Raw genomic sequence first — 21455 nt, forward strand, 5'->3', positions numbered from 1 at the left:
ATATAGAGTATGGAAATGATTATAGGTGGTGTATATCAGGGAAAAACAGAATATGCCAAAAAAGAATATCCGGATTTGATCTGGGAAGAGGGCAGCAGTCTGTCCAGAGAGGAATTGTTTGCTGCAGAAGGCGTCCTGAATTTTCATGAGTTTATCCGCAGAGAGATAAAAGCAGGCAGGGAAGTGTCTGATCTGGCAGAAGTCCTGATCCGTGAAAATCCGAAGGTGGTTCTGGTTTCTCAGGAGGTAGGATATGGAGTCGTTCCCATAGATGCCTTTGACAGAAAATACAGAGAAGCAGTAGGCCGGGTCTGTACCAGGCTGGCTGCCTACAGCCACAAGGTTACGCGGGTGGCCTGCGGGATTGGAATGGTGATTAAGAATGATTAAATTATGGCTGATCCGTCATGGAATGACAGAGGGAAATAAGAAAGCCAGATATATTGGTGTAACAGATGAACCTCTTTGTCCGGAGGGAATAGAGGTTCTCCGCAAAATGGATTATCCAGGGCCGGACGCCGTTTACGTCAGCCCTCTGAAACGCTGTGTGCAGACTGCGGCGATTCTTTTTCCGGGAGAGCCGGTACATATTATTGAAGAGCTGTCCGAATGCGATTTCGGGGAATTTGAGAATAAAAATTATAAGGAACTGGACGGAAATGCTGATTATCAGGCATGGGTGGACAGTAAGGGAATGCTGCCCTTTCCCGGAGGGGAGAGCAGAGAGGAAGCCAAAAGGAGAAATCTGACAGGCTTTGATAAGGCTGTTACCAGATGTATCCGCAGGGGAATTTCTCAGGCCGCGCTGGTGATTCATGGCGGTACTATCATGAATATTATGGAGGAATATGCTCAGATTCCCAGATCCTTTTATGAGTGGCATGTGAAAAATGGCGGCGGATATGAGGTAGAACTGGACGAGAATCTGTGGCAGAAGAACAGAAAAGAACTGATACTGAAATCATCGGTTATGGAGGGGTAATATGGATTTTCTGGCAGTAAGAGGTGGGGGTGACCTTGCCAGCGGTACAATTCACAGGCTTTTTGCCAGCGGATACAGAGTTCTGGTGCTGGAATGTGACAGACCTACGGCAATCCGGAGAGAGGTGGCTTTCTGCGAGGCAGTGTATGACGGAGCTTCTGCTGTAGAAGGTGTGACAGCCAGAAGGGTGGATTCCTTCCGAGAATGCCAGGAGATCTGGAGTGCAGGGGAAATCCCTCTTATGGTCGACCCCCAGGGAAAAATCCTCAGGGAATACAGACCTGCAGCTCTGATCGATGGTATCCTTGCAAAACAGAATCTGGGAACGGACAGATCCATGGCTGACCTTACCATTGCCCTGGGACCGGGATTTTCTGCAGGAGAGGATGTAGACTATGTGGTAGAAACCATGCGCGGCCATAATCTTGGCAGGATCATCCGGGAAGGAAGTGCCCTGCCAAATACCGGGATTCCGGGAGTGATCGCAGGTTATGGAAAGGAAAGAGTGATCCATGCTCCTGCAGGGGGAGTGATCTGCTGTCAGTCCCGGATTGCAGATATTGTGGAAAAGGATCAGATCCTGGGATGGATCGGAGAGGTACCTGTAAAAGCCAGCCTTACCGGAGTGTTGAGAGGAATCATTCGGGATGGTGCCAGGATTTCGGAAGGAATGAAGATCGCAGATATTGATCCCCGTAAGGAGCAGAAGAAAAACTGCTATACCATTTCCGACAAGGCAAGGTGTATTGCCGGCAGTGTGCTGGAAATCCTGTTGTCAGAGGGAGTGCTTCCTTATGGAAAATAAAGAGCTTCAGGGTGGACTCCTGGATTTACTTAGGATTGATCTAAGAGACCATTCTGTGATTGCTGTGGTTGGCGGAGGCGGCAAGACCAGTCTGATCCATTGTCTGGGAGAGGAACTGGTGACAGCCGGGAAAAAGGTTATGATCACCACCACCACACACATGGCATATGAACCGGACAGCCCCTTTGTCAGGGTAGGCAAAGGAGGTGAAGCTTTGGATCCAAAGGTGCAGAGTAAATGCCGGGAGCTTCTGGCGAACCATCATTATGTAATCGCAGCGGATTATGAGTCTGAAACCGGAAAATATTCTGCCATATCGGAAGCTGCCATAAGGCAGCTGGCTCGTTTTTGTGATGTGATACTTGTTGAGGCAGACGGTTCCAAACACAGACCTGTTAAGATTCCTGCAGAATGGGAACCTGTGATCCCGGAATGTGCAGATCTGGTAATCGGTGTCATTGGTCTGGATTGTCTGGGAAAAAGTATAGAACAGTGTGCTTTCCGCCAGGAACTGACTGCAGGTTTTTTGGGAAAATCTGAGACAGATGAGATTACAGAAGAGGACATTGTAAGAATAGGGTCTTCTGCTGAGGGTCTGAAGAAAAATGTGGGAAACAGGGAGTACCGGGTGTATCTGAATAAAACTGACACTCTGAAGTCTGGCAGGAACCCGGAAAATCTCCTGAGAAAATTCAGGGAACAAAAGATGATTGCTTCAGCTGGAAGCCTGAGAAGCTTTGGAGGGACAGTGCAGATATGAAGATCGGGATCATTATGCTGGCGGCTGGAAACAGCCGCCGTTTCGGCTCTAATAAGCTGCTGTATGAAATTCAGGGAAAGCCTATGTTCTGCTATATTCTGGATACTTTATATGATGTGCAGAAAAACTGGGAACAGCTGCCCGGGGAAACGGAATCCTGTCTGGAAGTCTCTGTAGTGACCCAATATGATTTTGTTGCTGAACAGGCAGAAAAATATGGATTTAGAGTTTATAATAACCCGGCTCCTGAAAGGGGAATTTCTTCCTCGGTAAGAATCGGTCTGGAGGCAAATCAGGAGGCAGATGCAGCTCTGTTTTGTGTGGCAGATCAGCCCTGGCTGTCCGGACGGACTATAGGCGGGCTTATTCATGCCTGTATAAGAGGAGAAAAAGGGATTGTCTGTGTTTCTGACGGAACTCATATGGGCAATCCCTGTATTTTCAGGAAAAAATATTTTGGAGAGCTTGGACTGCTGAACGGTGACAAAGGCGGAAAAAAGGTTGTATTGTCCCATTCGGATGATGTGGAAATATATCAGGTGGCAGCAGACCAGGAATTACTGGATATTGATTATAAAGTATGATAAAATAACGGGCAAAGAGAAAACTTTCTGAGAATGAATCAGAGATTCAGGAAAGTACAAGAGAGGAGTTAGGTATTATGGCAGTATTTCGATCATTTAAGGCCCTTCGCCCTGCAGCTGACAAAGCCAGGGCAGTGGCAGCCCTGCCATACGATGTGGTAAACAGAGAAGAAGCCAGGGCAATCGGGGAGAAAAATCCCCTTTCTTTTCTCCATGTGGACAGACCGGAGATGGATCTGGAGCCATCCATTGATCTGTATGATGAAAGGGTTTATGCAAAAGCCAGAGAGAATCTGGACAACCTGGAGAAGGAAGGGATTCTGATCCAGGATGAGAATCCCTGCTATTATATTTATGAGCAGGTGAGAAAAGGCAGAACCCAGACAGGAATTGTAGGCTGCAGTTCTATTGACGATTACATGAACGGAGTGGTCAAAAAGCATGAGCTGACCAGAGAGGACAAGGAACAGGACAGAATCCACCACGTAGACAGCTGCAATGCCAACACAGGTCCTATTTTTCTGGCCTGCAGATATCCCCAGTCTCTGCTGGAGCTTATGGAAGACTGGAAAAAGAGCCATCCGGCTGCCTGTGATTTCACAGAAGAGGATGAGATCACCCACAGAGTATGGGTAATTGATGATGCAGAGATGATCGGGAAAATCCATGAGGAATTTGCAGGGATTGATTCTCTGTACATTGCGGACGGACATCACAGAGCTGCATCAGCAGTGAAGGTTGGACTGAAGAGAAGAGAACAGAATCCCGGATATACAGGAGAAGAGGAATTTAATTATTTCCTGTCAGTAGTATTTCCTTATGACCAGCTTTGTATCCTTCCTTACAACAGAGTTGTCCATGACCTGAATGGAGTGACAGTTAAGGCTTTTCTGGCAGCCCTGAAATTTAATTTTGAATTAATGCTTATGCCGGGATTTCCATGTAAGCCTGTGGAAAAGCACTGTATGGGTATGTATGTGGATGGCCAGTGGTATCATCTGAAAGCATGGCCGGATGTATATGAGGGTAAGGATGTAGTGACCCAGCTGGATGTCTCCATACTTCAGGACAAAGTACTGAATCCGGTTTTGGGCATTCAGGATCCGCGCACAGACCAGCGTATTTCCTTTGTAGGCGGAAGCCACAAGGCTGTAGAGCTGGCACAGATGGCAGATAAGACCGGAGGTGTTGCCTTTGTCATGTATCCAACCTCCATGGAGGATCTGATGAAGATTGCAGACGAGAGCAGACTTATGCCCCCAAAAAGCACCTGGTTCGAGCCAAAACTTCGCAGCGGATTGTTTATACATAAGTTATATTGATTTCCTGATTGGCATATACCAGAATATCAGTAAGAAAAGAAATAATAATACGTCTGATAAGGACAAAAGAAAAAGAGCTTCCAGGTTTTGGAAACTCTTTTTCTTACTGTCTTTAGTCGGGGCAACAGGATTTGAACCTGCGACCTCACGGCCCCCAGCCGTGCGCGCTACCAAGCTACGCCATACCCCGCAACATTTGCTATTGTAACAAAAGTATAAACAAATTGCAAGTGCTTTTTTTAATTTGAGCAAAATTTTGGCAAATTCAGGTAAATTCAGGAAGAGGTCTTGACAAAAACTCTTTTTGATGTTAACGTATTACTCAGCAAAAATAAGCGAAATGCATAGATGAGGAATAGTACACAGTAACCTGAGCCCAGAGAGCTGCTGGCCGGTGAGAAGCAGCGGATGGAAATTGTGGAACTCGCCTTTGAGCAGCTGCCTGAAATCTTTATACAGGAGAGTAGGCGCAGACGGTGTCCACCGTTAAAGGGAGAGGATATAAGGATCTCAGATTCTGTATCCGGTGAGTGATGACGTAGTTCATAAATAAAGAGTGGTACCGCGTAAGAATTTGATGTCTTCCGTCTCTTGCAGATCATGCAGGGCGGGAGGCTTTTTTAGTTCCTGCGAAACAGACCGCGTAGCTATTTTTAAGTACATAAGAAAGTGGAGGATAAAGAAAATGATGAAAGCAAGCAAGTATCAGAGACAGTATTTTATGCCCCCGGTGAAATCCATGAAATGGGCAGAGAAGGAATATGTGGAGAAAGCTCCTATCTGGTGTTCCGTTGATCTGCGTGATGGTAACCAGGCACTGGTCATTCCCATGAGCCTGGAACAGAAAATAGAGTTTTTTAAGCTTCTTGTGAAAATTGGTTTTAAAGAGATCGAGGTTGGTTTTCCGGCAGCCTCTGAGACAGAATATGAATTTCTGCGTACTCTGATCGAGCAGAATCTCATTCCTGAGGATGTGACCATCCAGGTATTGACCCAGGCCAGAGAGCATATTATCCGTAAAACCTTCGAGGCAGTCAAAGGTGCTCCGAAAGCAATCGTACATGTGTACAATTCCACCTCTGTTGCCCAGAGAGAACAGGTATTTAAGAAAACAAAGGAAGAGATTTTAAAGATTGCAGTGGACGGCGCTGCACTTCTGAAAAAGCTGGCAGATGAAACAGAAGGCAATTTCCAGTTTGAATACAGCCCGGAGAGCTTTACCGGAACAGAGCCGGAATATGCACTGGAGGTATGTAACGCAGTTCTGGATGTATGGCAGCCTACAGCAGATAATAAATGTATTATCAACCTGCCTGTTACAGTAGAGCATTCCATGCCCCATGTATATGCCAGCCAGGTGGAATATATGTGTGATAATCTGAAATATCGTGAAAACGTGATCGTATCTCTCCATCCGCACAATGACAGAGGATGTGGCGTAGCAGATTCTGAGATGGGACTGCTGGCAGGCGCAGACAGGATCGAGGGAACTTTATTTGGAAACGGTGAGCGTACCGGTAACGTGGATATTGTAACACTTGGCATGAATATGTATTCCCAGGGAGTGGATCCTAAGCTTGATTTCTCTGACATGCCTCATATCTGCGAAGTATATGAGGAGTGCACCGGCATGAAGGTTACAGAGAGAAGCCCGTACAGTGGTGCCCTGGTATTTGCAGCATTTTCAGGTTCCCATCAGGATGCCATTGCCAAAGGTATGCACTGGAGAGATGACAAAGATCCGGATCACTGGAATGTACCGTATCTGCCGATTGATCCTACAGATGTAGGCAGAAACTACGATGCAGATGTAATCCGTATTAACAGCCAGTCCGGAAAGGGCGGTGTTGGTTATATTCTGGAGACCAAATATGGCCTGAACCTTCCTCCGAAAATGCGTGAGGCCATGGGCTATGCCACCAAGGCAGTATCTGATCATAAGCACAAAGAGCTTCATCCTGATGAGATCTTTGGTCTGTTTAAGTCAACCTTTGAGAATGTGGTTGAGCCATACAGTATCAATGAGGTACATTTCCAGCAGAAGGATGGAGGAATTACCACACAGGTAACCTCAACCTTCCAGGGTGAGACCATTGTTACAGAAGCCTGCGGAAACGGACGTCTGGACGCAGTAAGCAATGCCCTGAAGAAAGCCTATGATCTGGAGTATTCTCTGGAAACCTATCAGGAGCATGCGCTGGAGCGCAGTTCCAGTTCCAAGGCTATCGCCTATGTGGGAATTAAGAAACCGGACGGAACCCTGGCATGGGGAGCAGGAGTGGACCCTGATATCATCCGTGCATCCATTGACGCCCTGGTAACTGCTATCAACAATCGCTAAGGAGTTGCTTCACTGCGGAGCAATTTGCGGATATCACAATAATAGAAAAGTTAAAAAACAGGAATGACTGTACAGATAAAAGTACAGTCATTTCTGCTTTTTGCAGTAAATTGTATAAAAATAAAATCATAGGCCAAATCAATTGACATAAGATCAGAATGTCACGTATACTATCGGCGTGGATAACACAAAACAAAATAAATCTTATTATCTTACTTGACGTGAGAATTGCGCGGAAATATTAAAAGAAAGAGGTAAGATGATGAGAAACTTTGAACAGTGGAATGGCTTTAAGGGCAATCGTTGGAAGGAGAAAATTGATGTTCGTAACTTTATCAGTATGAACTATACTCCATATGAAGGAGATGCTTCCTTCCTTGAAGAGCCTACAGAAGCTACCAATAAGCTCTGGGATAAGCTGCAGGCACTTCAGAAAGAGGAGCGTGCAAAGGGCGGTGTCCTGGATATGGAGACAGAAGTTGTTACTTCTCTGACTGCTTACGGACCTGGATATATTGATGAGGAGACAAAGGATCTGGAGAAGGTTGTTGGTCTTCAGACAGACAAACCTCTGAAACGTGCTTTTATGCCATACGGCGGAATTAAAATGGCAGAACAGGCATGCGAAACCTATGGCTATCACGTAAGTGACAAGATCAAAGATGTTTTCTATAACTATGAATTCAAGACTCACAATCAGGGAGTATTTGATATCTACACACCAGAGATGAAGCTTGCACGTCATAACAAGATCCTGACAGGTCTTCCGGATACTTACGGACGTGGACGTATTGTAGGCGATTACAGACGTGTGGCTCTGTATGGAATCGATGCTCTGATCGAAGGCAAGGAAAAAGATTTTGCAGCCTGCGACCGTCAGGGTATGAGACGCTATGATTTCCAGCTTCGTGAAGAAATTGCAGACCAGATCCGTGCACTGAAGGGTATGAAGGTTATGGCAGAAGCTTACGGCTATGATATTTCCCAGCCTGCAAAGGATGCAAGAGAAGCTTTCCAGTGGCTGTATTTCGGATATCTGGCAGCAATCAAAACTCAGAACGGTGCAGCAATGAGTGTTGGACGTATTTCTACCTTCCTTGATATCTATATTGAGAGAGATCTGGAGAACGGTACACTTACTGAAAAAGAAGCTCAGGAGCTTGTAGACCATATGGTAATGAAATTCCGTATGGTTAAATTTGCACGTATCCCATCTTACAACCAGTTATTCTCCGGTGACCCTGTATGGGCAACTCTGGAAGTAGCAGGTATGGGACAGGACGGACGTACTATGGTAACAAAGAATGACTTCCGTTTCCTGCATACACTGGAGGATATGGGGCCTGCTCCGGAACCAAACCTTACTGTACTTTATTCCTCAAGACTGCCTGAGAACTTCAAGAAATATGCAGCTGATATTTCTGTCCTTACAAGCTCTATCCAGTATGAAAATGATGATGTTATGCGCCCTGTATGGGGAGATGACTACAGCATCTGCTGCTGTGTATCTGCCACTGAGACCGGTAAAGAAATGCAGTTCTTCGGTGCTCGTGCAAACCTTGCAAAATGCCTTCTTTATGCGATCAACGGTGGTGTGGATGAGAAGACCAAACAGCAGGTTGGACCAAACTATCAGCCTATTACTTCCGAATACCTTGACTATGACGAAGTAGTTGCAAAATATGATAAGATGATGGACTGGCTGGCTGGCTCATCTGTATGTTGGAACACTGAATATGATCCATTACATGCATGATAAATATTATTATGAGGCAGCAGAGATGGCTCTGATCGATACAAAGGTTGACCGTTCCTTTGCAACCGGTATTGCAGGCTTCTCTCATGTGGTTGATTCCCTTTCTGCTATCAAATATGCAAAGGTAAAAGCGATCCGTGATGAAGACGGAATCACCACAGACTTCCAGGTAGAGGGTGACTTCCCACGCTATGGTAATGATGATGACAGAGCAGATGAGATTGCTACTACTCTGCTTTCTACCTTCCTTGAGAAGCTGAAACACATTCATACCTATCGTGATTCCAAACCAACCACCTCTATCCTTACCATTACTTCTAACGTTGTTTATGGTAAAGCTACAGGTTCTCTTCCGGATGGAAGAAAAGCAGGAGAGCCTCTGGCACCTGGCGCAAACCCATCCTACGGTGCAGAGCAGAATGGCCTTCTGGCATCCCTGAACTCTGTTGCAAAGCTTGACTATGAGGATGCACTGGACGGAATCTCCAATACTCAGACTATCAATCCTGATGCACTGGGACATACTGAGGAAGAGCGTGCAGAGAATCTTGTACACGTACTGGACGGATATTTTGACCAGGGTGCACATCACCTCAATGTAAACGTATTTGGAAAAGAAAAGCTTATCGATGCTATGGAACATCCGGAAAAAGAAGAGTATGCAAACTTCACGATCCGTGTTTCCGGTTATGCAGTTAAGTTTATTGACCTGACCAGAGAACAGCAGCTTGACGTAATCGCAAGAACCTGCCACGACAGGATGTAAAATTTATGGAAGGATATGTACATTCCCTGGAAAGTTTTGGTTCTGTGGACGGCCCTGGAGTACGGTATGTGATCTTTCTCAGCGGCTGTGCCATGCGCTGTCAGTTTTGCCATAATCCGGATACCTGGAATATGAAAGAGGGACAGGTCACTACAGCAGATGAACTGCTGAATAAGGCACTGCGTTACAAAGGCTATTGGGGAAACAAAGGCGGGATCACAGTCAGCGGAGGAGAACCACTGCTGCAGATGGATTTTCTCACAGAGCTTTTCCGTAAAGCGAAGCAGGCAGGAATCCATACAACTCTGGATACCAGTGCCAATCCCTACACAGAAAAGGAGCCCTGGCATACCAAATGGCTGGAGCTGATGAAATATACAGATCTGGTGCTTCTGGACATCAAGCAGATCGATGAAAAGGAACACATAAAGCTTACAGGACATACCAACCGGAATATCCTTGCCATGGCACAGGAATTATCTGATATGGGGAAACCTGTATGGATCAGACATGTGCTTGTGCCGGGCGGAAGCGACAAGGATGAATATCTCCACAGACTGGCAGATTTTATCCATACACTTAAAAATGTAGAGCGTGTGGAGGTACTTCCTTATCACACTCTCGGAACGTTTAAGTGGGAAAAACTGGGAATTCCGTATCCCCTTGAAGGTGTAAAACCGCCCACACAGGAAAGAATCGATAATGCCCGCAAAATTTTAGGGGCAATATAAAGCATAATAATGCAAAAGGCTGTCTTCGGACAGCCTTTTTTGTCCCCCCGGGGGGCTTGTTGAGGAGGATTGTATTTGTTAGAATATTATGTTGTGGGAATTTTGACACATATCAGCCTGACATCATTACAAACGGAGGTTATTAGCAGTTAAATATAAATTATAAAATTATATAAGCACATGTTGAGTTTTATAAGATATTAGAGTAGAATATCATTGAAAGGAGTTGATGCTTTGAGTAAATATTATTCTATACATGAATTTTCAAAAATTATAGGCGTATCTGCCCAGACATTACGAAATTGGGATGCCAATGGAAAACTTCATCCGCATCATACTACAGTAAGTGGCTATAGATATTATTCTGATGAGCAACTCAACCAGGTAATAAATGTAAAGCCTAAAAACCGCATTACAATTGGATATTGTCGTGTTTCTAGTCATAAACAAAAAGATGATCTGGAACGACAGATTGATAATGTTAAAACATATCTTCTGGCAAAAGGACAGCCGTTTGAGATAATAAGTGATATCGGTTCCGGAATTAATTATAAGAAAAAAGGGCTCCAGGAATTGATCAGGCGAATATCTCAAAATCAGGTTGAAAAGGTTGTTGTTTTGTATAAAGATCGGTTACTGCGATTTGGTTTTGAGTTGATAGAATATATCGCTTCACTTTATAATTGTGAGATTGAGATTATTGATAATACCGAAAAGTCCGAACAGCAGGAACTTGTTGAAGATCTGGTTCAGATAATCACTGTATTCAGTTGCAAATTACAAGGAAAACGAGCAAACAAAGCTAAGAAACTTATCCGGGAATTGATACAGGAGGAAGCAGATGGTAAAAGCCATAAAAGTAATGTTGATACCAAATAACGTGCAGAAAACTAAGTTGTTTCAGTACGCCGGTGCTTCAAGGTTTGCCTATAACTGGGCTTTGGCAAGGGAAATAGAAAACTATGAAAAAGGCGGAAAATTCCTTTCAGATGCAGAACTCAGAAAAGAATTTACAAAGCTTAGACATTCTGATGGATATGCATGGTTATTGAGTATTTCAAATAATGTAACCAAACAGGCGATCAAAGATGCCTGTACTGCGTATAAGAACTTTTTTAAGGGTTTGCAGAAATTCCCGAGATTCAAGTCAAAAAAGAGATCAATGCCAAAGTTCTATCAGGACAACGTTAAGATACGCTTCAGTAATACACACGTTAAATTTGAAGGATTTTCCTCCAGCAGGAAAACCAACAAACAAACAATGAATTGGGTAAGACTTGCAGAACATGGACGAATTCCGACAAATGCTAAATATATGAATCCGCGAATATCCTTTGACGGATTGAACTGGTGGATCAGTGTATGTGTAGAATTTCCTGACTGTAGGGAAATACTTAATGATGACGGAGTCGGTATAGACTTGGGAATCAAAGAACTGGCTGTCTGCTCTGATGGGACTAAGTATAAGAACATCAATAAGAGTCAGAAAATAAAGAAATTAGAAAAACAGAAACGCAGATTACAGCGTAGTATCTCTCGTTCTTACGAGAAAAATAAAAAAGGAGAAAGTTACTGTAAAACAAATAATGTAATCAAAAAGGAAAAACTTTTATTAAAACGAGATCACAGATTAACAAATATCCGTAAAAACTATTTGAATCAGACCATATCTGAGATCATAAATCGAAAACCAAGATTTATATGTATTGAAGATCTGAATGTCAGCGGAATGATGAAAAACAGACATTTATCCAAAGCAGTCCAGGAACAGGGATTTTTTTGGTTTAGAAAACAGCTTGAATATAAGTGCAGCGATAAAGGGATTCAGCTTATTGTGGCTGATCGGTTTTATCCATCATCAAAGCTTTGCAGCTGTTGTGGAAACATCAAAAAAGATCTGAAGTTATCTGACAGAGTTTATAGATGTGCGTGTGGGAATATGATTGACAGAGATTTCCAGGCATCTATAAATCTCAAGACTTATGGAGAAAAATTTGCAGGCTGACACGGAAACGTTAATGCAAATATGTACGGATACGTTAGTCCGGAATTTACGCCTATGGAGAGTACAAGAACTTGTGAGTAGATAGATATTTATATCATCAAAAGCATACTCGTTGAAGTAGGAATGAAACATAGAAGTTTATAACTTTTTATAAGTTTTCAGTAACGGATACAGAAATTGGATAAGCTGCTGTCAGAAATTGAAAGCTACTGGAGTACCCGTGCAGAGGGATACTCTGAGGTGAATCATAAAGAATTAAATGGAATACAGAAGGAAGCGTGGCTGAAAACCCTGAAAAGACAGTTTCCTGAGAAAAAGAAAGAAGAGCTGAAAATCCTGGATATCGGTACAGGTCCGGGATTCTTTCCCGTAATTCTTGCAGAGGCGGGATACAAGGTTACAGCTGTAGACTATACACAGGAAATGCTGGACACTGCAAAAAAGAATGCAGGTAAGCTCTGCGAAAAGATTGTTTTTCATAAAATGGATGCTCAGAGTCTGGAGTTTGAAGATAATACCTTTGATGTGGTTATTTCCAGAAATCTTACCTGGAATTTGAAGGATCCAAAAGGTGCATACAGGGAGTGGCACCGGGTATTAAAACCCGGTGGAAAGCTTCTGAATTTTGATGCAAACTGGTATGGCTATCTCTATGACGAGGAGAAGCGTCGGTCCTATGAAGAGGACAGAAAGCTTGTAGAGAATGAAAATCTGGACGATCATTATCTCTGTACGGATATTGACAGAATGGAGAAAATTGCCCTGCAAATGCCTCTGTCTGCCATTGAACGGCCTGTCTGGGACAGAAATATTTTAAAAGAAATGGGATTTGAATCCGTTTCCATAGATCTGAATATCTGGGAGAGAGTATGGAGCCAGGAAGAGAAGCTGAATTATCATTCAACTCCTATGTTTATGATCTGCGCAGAAAAACAACAGGAAGATTTGGAGAAAGCAAAGGACCCTCTTTGGACAGAACCTGGAACAAAGAAGAGCGGTTTTCTGAGGCTGGCAGGCGGAGAGTTTGCCCTTCCCTATACAGTGATCTGCGGCAGTAATCCCGGAAAAACAGTTCTGATCACTGCCTCTGTCCATGCCGGAGAGTATGTGGGAATCCAGGCAGCAATAGAGCTTGCGGATCAGCTGAAGCCAGAGAAAATGAATGGAAGGGTGATCCTTGTAAAAACTGTCTGCAGAAAGGAATTTGAAGAACGAAGCGGCAGTATCTGTCCGGAGGATGACAAAAATCTTAACCGTGTTTTTCCGGGAAATCCGGAAGGGACCCGTATGGACCGTCTGGCTTATGCAGTTGTAGAAAAGCTGCAGAGTGTGGCGGATTATTACATAGATCTGCACAGCGGAGATTCCTTTGAAGAGCTGACCCCTTATATTTATTATGCAGGAAAGTCTGTGCAGCAGGTAAGGGAAATATCTCAGAAAATGGCACAGCAGGCAGATGTTCCTTATATGGTCAAATCTAATGTGGGCGCAGGAGGAGCTTATAATTATGCGGCTTCCTGTGGGATTCCCAGTGTTCTGATCGAACGGGGACAGATGGGCGGCTGGACTGCAGAGGAAGTGAAATCTACAGGAAAGGATGTGCAGAATATTCTTTGTTTCCTGGGAGTCTATCAGGGACTGAGAAGCTACAGTACCTATTATCCTATGGAAATTGAAAATGTACGGTATCAGTCTGCAACTGTGTCCGGTCTGTGGTATCCTGCCAAAAAGCCGGGAGATCTGGTGAAAACCGGGGAATATCTGGGCTGTACCAAAGATTATGAAGGAAAGATCCTGGAGAAAAGCTATTCCGATCTGAACGGCGTGATCCTTTATCAGATCGGAAGCCTTCAGGTGATCAAGGATGGGCCTATGATCACTTATGGATCCTTTAGCAGGGAAGAGGACAGCCGCAAGGAGAAAATTACGGCTTACTGGACCAAACGCAGTGACAGCTTTAAGGAACAGAGAAGGGCTGAGCTTCACAGCGATATGGCAGATAAATGGATGAGAGAGATCCTTAAGTATCTGCCGGAAGGGAAACTCAGAATCCTGGATGTGGGATGCGGTGCCGGATTTTTTACCATTCTTCTGTCTAAACTGGGACATGAGGTCACAGGAATAGATCTGACTCCTGATATGATCCGCCATTCCCGGGAGCTGGCTGAGGAGGAAAAGGTTTCCTGTACCTTTAAGATTATGGATGGGGAGAAACTGGACTTTAAAAGTGGTAGTTTTGATGTGGTTATTTCCAGAAATCTCACATGGACTTTACCGGATGCAGCAGGTGCATACAGGGAATGGATCCGGGTATTGAGACCGGGTGGAATCCTTCTCAATGCAGATGCCAATTATGGCGCTGATAATTTTACGGATACCTCGGGACTTCCTGCCAATCATGCCCATCATGCAGTGGGAGATGCCATGATGCAGGAATGTGAGGAAATCAAGCGTCAGCTGCCTATCAGCTCTTATATCCGGCCGGCCTGGGATCTGGAGACTCTGGGAAGGCTTGAAATGGAAAAATTCTCCATTGATCTTGGAATCAGCAGCAGGATTTATCAGAAGAAAGATGAATTTTATAATCCTACTCCTATGTTTCTGGTGTGCGGGGAAAAACGCAGTTAAACTGCCGGAAAAAGTTACGAAAATATTTCGAATATTTTATAAGGAATTCTGTAAAAAGGATTCCTTTTTTTTCGAACAAAGTATGGAAAATCTTGAAAAAACGCGAAAAATCAAGGGCAATTAAGATTGACTGTACAGATGTAGGGGCGCTATAATCATTTGTGTAAAGGCCACAAATATTACAGAAATGTAAAAAAAGCTTGACAAAAATGCCTTTATTAAATATAATTTTCTTATAAATTACAAAAATGTTACAACCATATGTTGCGCTTTGGAATTAAGAAAAAAGAGGAATGAAAAGGTATGAAAGTTCAAAAAAGACAAGGTCAGCCCGGACGATCAGTGACAAGAAGAAAATCCGGAGATCCTGCTAAAAGCTTTATACTGGTTACGGCGTGTACCTGCGCTGCAGTTGTTCTGGCCGCCGGCGGAAGAATTGGAGATAACAGTAAGAAACAGGTATATGCAGCTTCCGGGAATGAAAATGAGACTTTTTCCTCCCAGTCAGTTGAATCGGGATCAGACATACTTCCTACAGGGATCGCAGGCGTAATGTCCGGGGTAAACAGTACAGTTACCAGACAGAAGTCTGTAGAGCGGATTGGTACTTCCTGTGAGCAGGTTATGGTAGGACAGCGTGTAAAGAAAATTGATGACAGTGTGGCAGAGTTTGATGTGAGTGCTTCTATGGAGAGCAAGATCAATGCTCTTAATGAGAAATATATCAGTTCTGCTCAGAAATCCGCAATTATGTCCGATGAGGATTACGATACACTGCTCCGTATTGTGGAGGCAGAAGCGGGAACTGAGGACATCAAGGGACGGGTGCTTGTGGCAAATGTGATCATGAATCGTGTGCAGAATGAAGAATTTCCTGATAATGTTACAGAAGTAGTGTGGGAATCCACAAATGGTGTTCCGCAGTTTTCTCCTACCTATGATGGCAGGATCAATGAGGTTGAGGTTACGGATGATACCAGAGAAGCAGTGCGTGAGGCACTGGAGGGTAAGGATTATTCTGAAGGTGCACTTTTCTTTATTCAGAAATCCGAGGCAGAATCCCACAATGTTACCTGGTTTGAAAAGGATCTGAAAAAGCTTTTCAAATATGGCGTACATGAATTTTATACATATCCGGATGAAGGGGACAAGTCCAAGCTTGTTGATCAGGCGGGAGCTTCCAATATTGTCCAGATGGCAAAAACAAACTGATGATATAAAAGACAGACTTTCCGTTGAGAGAGCTGTCTTTCTTTTTTTCTGTGAAAAATTACTATCTGTACAGAAATGGATGGCATATAAATGAGATATAATTTAGGATGGTATTTTGTTAAAGCATATGCTATAATGGGTTCAATTGACAAACGAAAAACTTTGGAAAGGCAGGATATACAATGCAGGTATTATACAAAAGCACACGAGGAAAAGAAGAGGCTGTAACAGCTTCCATGGCTATTTTAAAGGGACTTTCTGAGGATGGCGGTTTATTTGTGCCTACAGAGATTCCGAAGCTGGATGTCCCTATGGATAAGCTGGCACAGATGAGTTATCAGGAGACCGCATATGAGGTAATGAAGCGTTTCCTCACAGATTTCACAGAAGAGGAATTGAAAAACTGCATCAGCAGAGCCTATGACGATAAATTTGATACAAAGACAATTGCACCACTTCATGAGGCAGACGGAGTATATTTCCTGGAGCTGTATCATGGAGCTACCATTGCATTCAAGGATATGGCTTTATCAATTCTTCCACATCTTATGACTACAGCAGCAAAGAAAAATAATGTAAAAAATGAGATCGTGATCCTCACTGCAACATCAGGGGATACAGGAAAGGCTGCCATGGCAGGCTTTGCAGATGTACCGGGCACAAAGATCATTGTCTTTTATCCGAAGAACGGTGTAAGCCCTATTCAGGAGAAGCAAATGGTTACCCAGAAGGGAAATAATACCTACGTAGTGGGAATTACCGGCAATTTTGATGATGCTCAGACTGCTGTAAAGAAAATGTTTAATGACCAGAAGCTGGAAGCAGAGCTTGATCAGGCAGGTTATCAGTTCTCTTCGGCAAACTCTATCAATATCGGACGTCTGGTTCCGCAGATCGTATATTATGTATATGCATATGCATCCCTGGTCCGCCAGGGAAAGATCAAGGATGGACAGGAGATCAATATCACAGTTCCTACAGGAAACTTTGGAAATATCCTTGCTGCATATTATGCAAAGCAGATGGGTCTTCCTGTACATAAGCTGATCTGTGCATCCAATGACAATAAAGTACTGTATGATTTCTTCCGTACAGGTACCTATGACAGAAAACGTGACTTTATCCTGACAACCTCTCCTTCCATGGATATCCTGATCTCCAGCAATCTGGAGCGTCTTATTTACCGTATTGCAGGTGCAGACGCAAAGAAATGTGCTGAGCTGATGCAGGCATTATCTGCAGGCGGAGAGTACACGATCACAGAGGAAATGAAATCCCAGCTGGGAGATTTCTACGGAAATTTCTGCACAGAAGAGGAAACAGCTGCAACCATCGCCGGAGTTTTTAAAAACAGTCATTATGTGATTGATACCCATACTGCAGTTGCTGCCGGTGTATATGACAAATATGTAAAGGAAACAGGAGATAAGCTTCCGGCAGTGATCGCTTCCACAGCCAGCCCTTATAAATTTACCAGAAGTGTTATGGATGCTCTTGGAGTTGATACAGAGGGCAAGGATGATTTTGCCCTGGCTGATGAACTTTGTATCCTGTCCGGTGTGAAGGTTCCCCAGGCAGTTGAGACCATCCGTACAGCTCCTGTTCTTCATGACAAAGTGGTGGATGCTCCTGATATGCCAAAGGCTGTAAAGGAAATTCTTGGAATCTTATAATTTGTGCATTTTATGTTGAAAAAAACTATATACTAGAGTATAATAAAACCATCTAAATATCCTGAAATGTTCGAGGCCCCTTCTTTTTTTGAACCTACATCGACTTTAACGGGAATCCAACATTGTACCATGGATGTCAGGCCGTCATTATGCAGCGGAAGACAGAAATGTTATTGAGGATACCCACCTAGCTACGGCTAGGCGTCAATGGGAAGGGAACGACATTTCGGGAGTTTCAAGAAAAGACAGAGCCGTGACCGGGCTCTTTTTTTCAGTAAAAAAGCAAATGAAAAGGCTTTTCGTGATTATATAGTATAATGGGAGGTTACAGGCAATGAGTGTAAACGAGAGAAAATTTGGTGTATTGCCCACAGGAGAAACAGTTAAGATCTATCATCTGGAGAATGGATCCGGAGCATTTGTGGAAGTAACAGAGTTTGGGGCTCTTTTGGTGAAGCTGTGCGTGCCGGACAGAGAAGGAAAACTGACAGATGTAGTTCTGGGATATGATGATCTGGAATCTTATGAGGTGAACGGATGCTTTTTCGGAGCAGTGATCGGCAGAAGTGGCAACCGTATTGCCGGTGCAAGATTTATGCTTGGAGACAGAGAGGTAAGACTTGCACAGAATGAAAATGACAATAATCTTCACAGCGGTCCGGATGGGTTTGAGAAGAAGCTGTGGAAAGTGACTGAGATTTCCCAGGATAAAAACAGCATTGTATTTAACCGTATCAGCCCTGACGGAGAAAATGGTTTTCCAGGAGAATTTGATGTTTCTGTAAAGTATGAATTTACAGAAGAAAATGAATTGAAAATCCATTATCAGGGCGTATGTGATGAACCTACAGTAGGAAATATGACCAACCATTCTTATTTTAATCTCAGTGGAGAGGGAAGCGGTTCAGCCATGGATCAGTATCTGACCATTCATGCAAATTACTATACACCTGTAGCTGACAGCCATTCCATTCCTACGGGAGAATACGCACCGGTGGAAGGTACTCCTATGGATTTCCGAACTTCCAGACAGATGGGAGAGAGGATTAATGCAGATTTTGAACAGCTGAAATTTACCGGCGGATATGACCATAATTATGTAACCGACAATTATTCCAAGGGCAATCGCAGACTCATTGCCACTGCATACAGCAAGGAAACCGGAATTGCTATGGATGTAACTTCTGACTGTCCTTGTGTGCAGTTCTATGCAGCTAATTTTGTAGAGAACGAAAAGGGTAAAAACGGACATGTTTACAATCAGAGAGATGCCTTCTGTCTGGAAACACAGGTAGAGCCAAATGCTGTAAATGTAGAGGATTTCCATTCTCCTGTTCTTGCAGCCGGAGAGCATTACAACTCTGAAACTTCTTACAGGTTTTACATAAAAGAATAATAAGAAGTGATTTGCCGGTAAACGGCAAGAAGGATCTCCCTGAATATAAATAGAATGGAGATATATATGAAGAAGGAGAAAGAGAAGAAATCAGTGGTTTCACTTCTGCTTGGATTTATGGATCGTGTGTCAGGGGATCACGTAGGAGCATATGCCACACAGGCTGCCTATTTTTTGATTCTTTCCTTTATTCCCTGTATCCTTTTTCTGACAACACTGGTCAGATATACACCGATTACTTATAATATGGTGCGTGATGCCATTGTTGCATTTGTTCCTGAGAATATCCAGAGCTTTGTTCTTGGAATCGTAGTGGATGTTTATAAGAGAAGTACGGCCATTGTACCTATTTCTGCCCTTGTAGCACTGTGGTCTGCGGGAAAAGGTATGCAGTCCCTGATCAATGGACTGAACACCATTTATCATGTAAAGGAAACCCGTAACTGGCTGATTACCAGGATTTATGCGGTTTTTTATACCTTTTCACTGGTGGTGGCACTGATCATCTGTCTGCTTATGCTTGTGCTTGGTAACCGGATCCAGGAGCTTGCGGCCATGTATGTTCCTTTTGTGGGAAAGGTTCTGGGCAGGATATTAGGTGCCAGGACAGAGCTGGTTTTTGCAGTGCTTTTTCTGGTATTTCTTTTGCTTTATAAGGTGCTTCCGAACCGGAAGGCAACTCTGAAAAGTCAGGTTCCCGGAGCTCTGATCATTGCGGTGGCCTGGTCTATATTTTCCTATGGATTTTCCCTTTATTTTGAAATTTTTCCGGGATTTTCCAATATGTACGGAAATCTGACCACGATTATCATGGTAATGATCTGGTTGTATTTCTGCATGAACCTGTTTTTGTACGGAGCAGAGATCAATGCATATTTTGAAAAGGATTTCCGTAAGGCCCATCGGTCTGTTAAAGGAATGATCGATCATGAGAGAGAGCGGAGACAGCAGGCAAAAGAGGCGGCAGATGAGAAAGCATCAACTGAGAAAGTAGAAAATGACTCTTGACATATTTTTCGGACTGTGGCATAGTAAATACTGTTAATAAATGAAAAGGCACAGAAGGTGTTTTTAGGGATTTATTTTCCATCAGAGAGTGGAGGTCATCGGCTGAAAGCTTCCACAGGTTCAGATATTTCCTGAATTTCCCACCGGAGCTGCATTCCTGAATGTTCTGTTAGGATTGATGATGTGATCAGATATGATTGTTTAGTAGGGAATGACGTTGCTGCGCGTTAAGCAGACCGAGAGCCTGTGTAAAACAGGAAACAGGGTGGTACCGCGGATATGCTCCGTCCCTCATATGAGGGATGGGGCTTTTTTGTATTTACGGATCTGCGACCCTTAATCAGGAAATTACGAATATTTTTATAAAGGAGAAAAGAATCATGGATATGAAAGAAAAACTTCAGGAACTGGCTGAAGCTGCCAAAAAACGGATTGATGAATCCGAGGGCCTGGATAAGTTAAACGAGGTACGTGTTGCATACCTTGGCAAAAAAGGAGAATTGACTGCTATTTTAAAAAGCATGAAGGATGTTGCTCCGGAGGAACGCCCAAAAGTTGGACAGCTGGTAAATGAGACCAGAACAAAGATAGAAGCTCTCCTGGATGAGTCAAAGGCAAAGCTGGAGGAAGCTGTCCGTGAGGAAAAAATGAAACAGGAAGTTATTGACGTAACACTTCCTGCAAAGAAAGCGAAAATCGGACATCGTCATCCCAATACCATCGCACTGGAAGAGGTTGAGCGTATTTTCGTAGGTATGGGCTATGAGGTTGTTGAAGGTCCGGAAGTTGAATATGCTGATTATAACTTTACAAAGCTTAACATTCCGGAAAACCATCCGGCACGTGACGAACAGGATACTTTCTTTATCACAGATTCCATCCTGCTTCGTTCCCAGACCTCCCCGGTACAGGCACGTACTATGGAAAAAGGCAAGCTTCCTATCCGTATGATCGCACCGGGACGTGTGTTCCGTTCTGATGAAGTAGATGCTACACATTCTCCGTCCTTCCATCAGATCGAAGGTTTGGTTATTGATAAGAATATTACATTTGCGGATCTGAAGGGAACTCTTCAGGAATTTGCCCAGGAGCTCTTCGGACCTGAGACAAAAACCAAATTCAGGCCCCATCATTTCCCATTCACTGAGCCAAGTGCTGAGGTAGACGTATCCTGCTTCAAGTGTGGCGGTAAAGGCTGCCGTTTCTGTAAAGGCTCCGGATGGATTGAAATCCTCGGCTGTGGTATGGTACATCCAAATGTATTAAGCATGTGCGAAATTGATCCTGAGGAATATACAGGCTTTGCCTTCGGTGTAGGCCTGGAGCGAATTGCTCTTCTTAAATACGAAATCGACGACATGCGCCTGCTCTACGAAAACGACATTCGCTTCATAAAACAGTTTTAGTGAGCGAAGCGAACGGCTTCCACGACAAGCGTCGTGGAAACTCCTTAAGTATGAGCGAAGCGAACGGCTATTATTATATA

General features: G+C 43.7%; 16 protein-coding genes, 1 tRNA gene, 1 other RNA gene, 1 pseudogene and 2 other annotated features. Of the genes and pseudogenes, 18 read left to right on the top strand and 1 reads right to left on the bottom strand.

Translation table 11 applies throughout. The features are described 5' to 3' along the window. Nucleotides 1-9: 9 nt before the first annotated feature. From ACTNDS_RS10535 to ACTNDS_RS10560, 6 genes are all read left to right on the top strand, one after another. A complete protein-coding gene (locus ACTNDS_RS10535; protein WP_441035589.1) occupies nt 10-390 on the top strand; it encodes a bifunctional adenosylcobinamide kinase/adenosylcobinamide-phosphate guanylyltransferase in 381 nt (126 codons plus the stop codon). Continuing rightward, nucleotides 383-982, top strand: a complete 600-nt coding sequence (locus tag ACTNDS_RS10540) for a histidine phosphatase family protein (RefSeq protein WP_173742419.1) — start codon at nt 383-385, stop codon at nt 980-982. The genes ACTNDS_RS10535 and ACTNDS_RS10540 overlap by 8 nt, the downstream gene beginning before the upstream one ends. A gap of 1 nt (nt 983) precedes the next feature. After that, on the top strand, nt 984-1787 hold the full coding sequence (gene yqeB / locus ACTNDS_RS10545) for a selenium-dependent molybdenum cofactor biosynthesis protein YqeB (protein ID WP_441035591.1): 804 nt from the start codon (nt 984-986) through the stop codon (nt 1785-1787). After that, nucleotides 1777-2547, top strand: coding sequence for a selenium cofactor biosynthesis protein YqeC (yqeC, locus tag ACTNDS_RS10550; protein ID WP_441035594.1), 771 nt, complete (start codon nt 1777-1779; stop codon nt 2545-2547). Before yqeB ends, yqeC begins: the two co-directional genes overlap by 11 nt. After that, the gene (locus tag ACTNDS_RS10555; RefSeq protein ID WP_441035596.1) at nt 2544-3131 is read left to right on the top strand and encodes a nucleotidyltransferase family protein; all 588 of its coding nucleotides are present in this window, start codon (nt 2544-2546) and stop codon (nt 3129-3131) included. The genes yqeC and ACTNDS_RS10555 overlap by 4 nt, the downstream gene beginning before the upstream one ends. A gap of 77 nt (nt 3132-3208) precedes the next feature. Continuing rightward, nucleotides 3209-4453, top strand: a complete 1245-nt coding sequence (locus ACTNDS_RS10560) for a DUF1015 domain-containing protein (protein ID WP_441035598.1) — start codon at nt 3209-3211, stop codon at nt 4451-4453. A gap of 116 nt (nt 4454-4569) precedes the next feature. Here the strand turns inward: ACTNDS_RS10560 and ACTNDS_RS10565 are convergent. Continuing rightward, nucleotides 4570-4643 (bottom strand) — tRNA-Pro (locus tag ACTNDS_RS10565). A 146-nt stretch (nt 4644-4789) separates the two neighbouring features. Beyond that, nucleotides 4790-5048 (top strand) — a binding site (T-box leader). A gap of 90 nt (nt 5049-5138) precedes the next feature. Here ACTNDS_RS10565 and ACTNDS_RS10570 point away from each other — a divergent pair. From ACTNDS_RS10570 to pheS, 12 genes and pseudogenes are all read left to right on the top strand, one after another. Then, entirely contained in the window at nt 5139-6794 is a 1656-nt protein-coding gene (locus ACTNDS_RS10570) for a 2-isopropylmalate synthase (protein ID WP_303242467.1), read from the top strand. Nucleotides 6795-7056: 262 nt separating this feature from the next. Further along, nucleotides 7057-9316: pseudogene (gene pflB, locus ACTNDS_RS10575) on the top strand (formate C-acetyltransferase). Between the two features lie 5 nt (nt 9317-9321). Continuing rightward, nucleotides 9322-10047: a pyruvate formate-lyase-activating protein gene (pflA, locus tag ACTNDS_RS10580; protein WP_173742413.1), complete on the top strand. Its 726-nt coding sequence runs from the start codon at nt 9322-9324 to the stop codon at nt 10045-10047. Nucleotides 10048-10281: 234 nt separating this feature from the next. Next, a complete protein-coding gene (locus ACTNDS_RS10585) occupies nt 10282-10926 on the top strand; it encodes an IS607 family transposase (RefSeq protein WP_161278743.1) in 645 nt (214 codons plus the stop codon). Then, nucleotides 10889-12052, top strand: coding sequence for an RNA-guided endonuclease InsQ/TnpB family protein (locus ACTNDS_RS10590; RefSeq protein ID WP_441035601.1), 1164 nt, complete (start codon nt 10889-10891; stop codon nt 12050-12052). The genes ACTNDS_RS10585 and ACTNDS_RS10590 overlap by 38 nt, the downstream gene beginning before the upstream one ends. Before the next feature lie 177 nt (nt 12053-12229). Beyond that, nucleotides 12230-14680: a methyltransferase domain-containing protein gene (locus tag ACTNDS_RS10595; RefSeq protein WP_441035603.1), complete on the top strand. Its 2451-nt coding sequence runs from the start codon at nt 12230-12232 to the stop codon at nt 14678-14680. Between the two features lie 303 nt (nt 14681-14983). Continuing rightward, nucleotides 14984-15892 carry a cell wall hydrolase gene (locus ACTNDS_RS10600; RefSeq protein WP_441035604.1) on the top strand — a complete coding sequence of 303 codons (909 nt, stop codon included), beginning with the start codon at nt 14984-14986 and terminating at the stop codon, nt 15890-15892. A 182-nt stretch (nt 15893-16074) separates the two neighbouring features. Continuing rightward, on the top strand, nt 16075-17565 hold the full coding sequence (thrC, locus tag ACTNDS_RS10605; protein ID WP_173742410.1) for a threonine synthase: 1491 nt from the start codon (nt 16075-16077) through the stop codon (nt 17563-17565). A gap of 55 nt (nt 17566-17620) precedes the next feature. Further along, nucleotides 17621-17802: non-coding RNA, 6S RNA (gene ssrS / locus ACTNDS_RS10610), on the top strand. A 97-nt stretch (nt 17803-17899) separates the two neighbouring features. Next, nucleotides 17900-18961: an aldose epimerase family protein gene (locus ACTNDS_RS10615; protein WP_441035607.1), complete on the top strand. Its 1062-nt coding sequence runs from the start codon at nt 17900-17902 to the stop codon at nt 18959-18961. A 66-nt stretch (nt 18962-19027) separates the two neighbouring features. Next, nucleotides 19028-19969, top strand: coding sequence for a YihY/virulence factor BrkB family protein (locus ACTNDS_RS10620; RefSeq protein WP_303242461.1), 942 nt, complete (start codon nt 19028-19030; stop codon nt 19967-19969). A gap of 42 nt (nt 19970-20011) precedes the next feature. Then, nucleotides 20012-20264 (top strand) — a binding site (T-box leader). Between the two features lie 91 nt (nt 20265-20355). Beyond that, nucleotides 20356-21375 carry a phenylalanine--tRNA ligase subunit alpha gene (pheS, locus tag ACTNDS_RS10625; RefSeq protein WP_441035663.1) on the top strand — a complete coding sequence of 340 codons (1020 nt, stop codon included), beginning with the start codon at nt 20356-20358 and terminating at the stop codon, nt 21373-21375. Nucleotides 21376-21455: the final 80 nt, after the last annotated feature.

Origin of the sequence: Blautia sp. HCP3S3_C12 (assembly GCF_052064155.1) — a bacterium.
GTDB lineage: Bacteria > Bacillota > Clostridia > Lachnospirales > Lachnospiraceae > Blautia_A.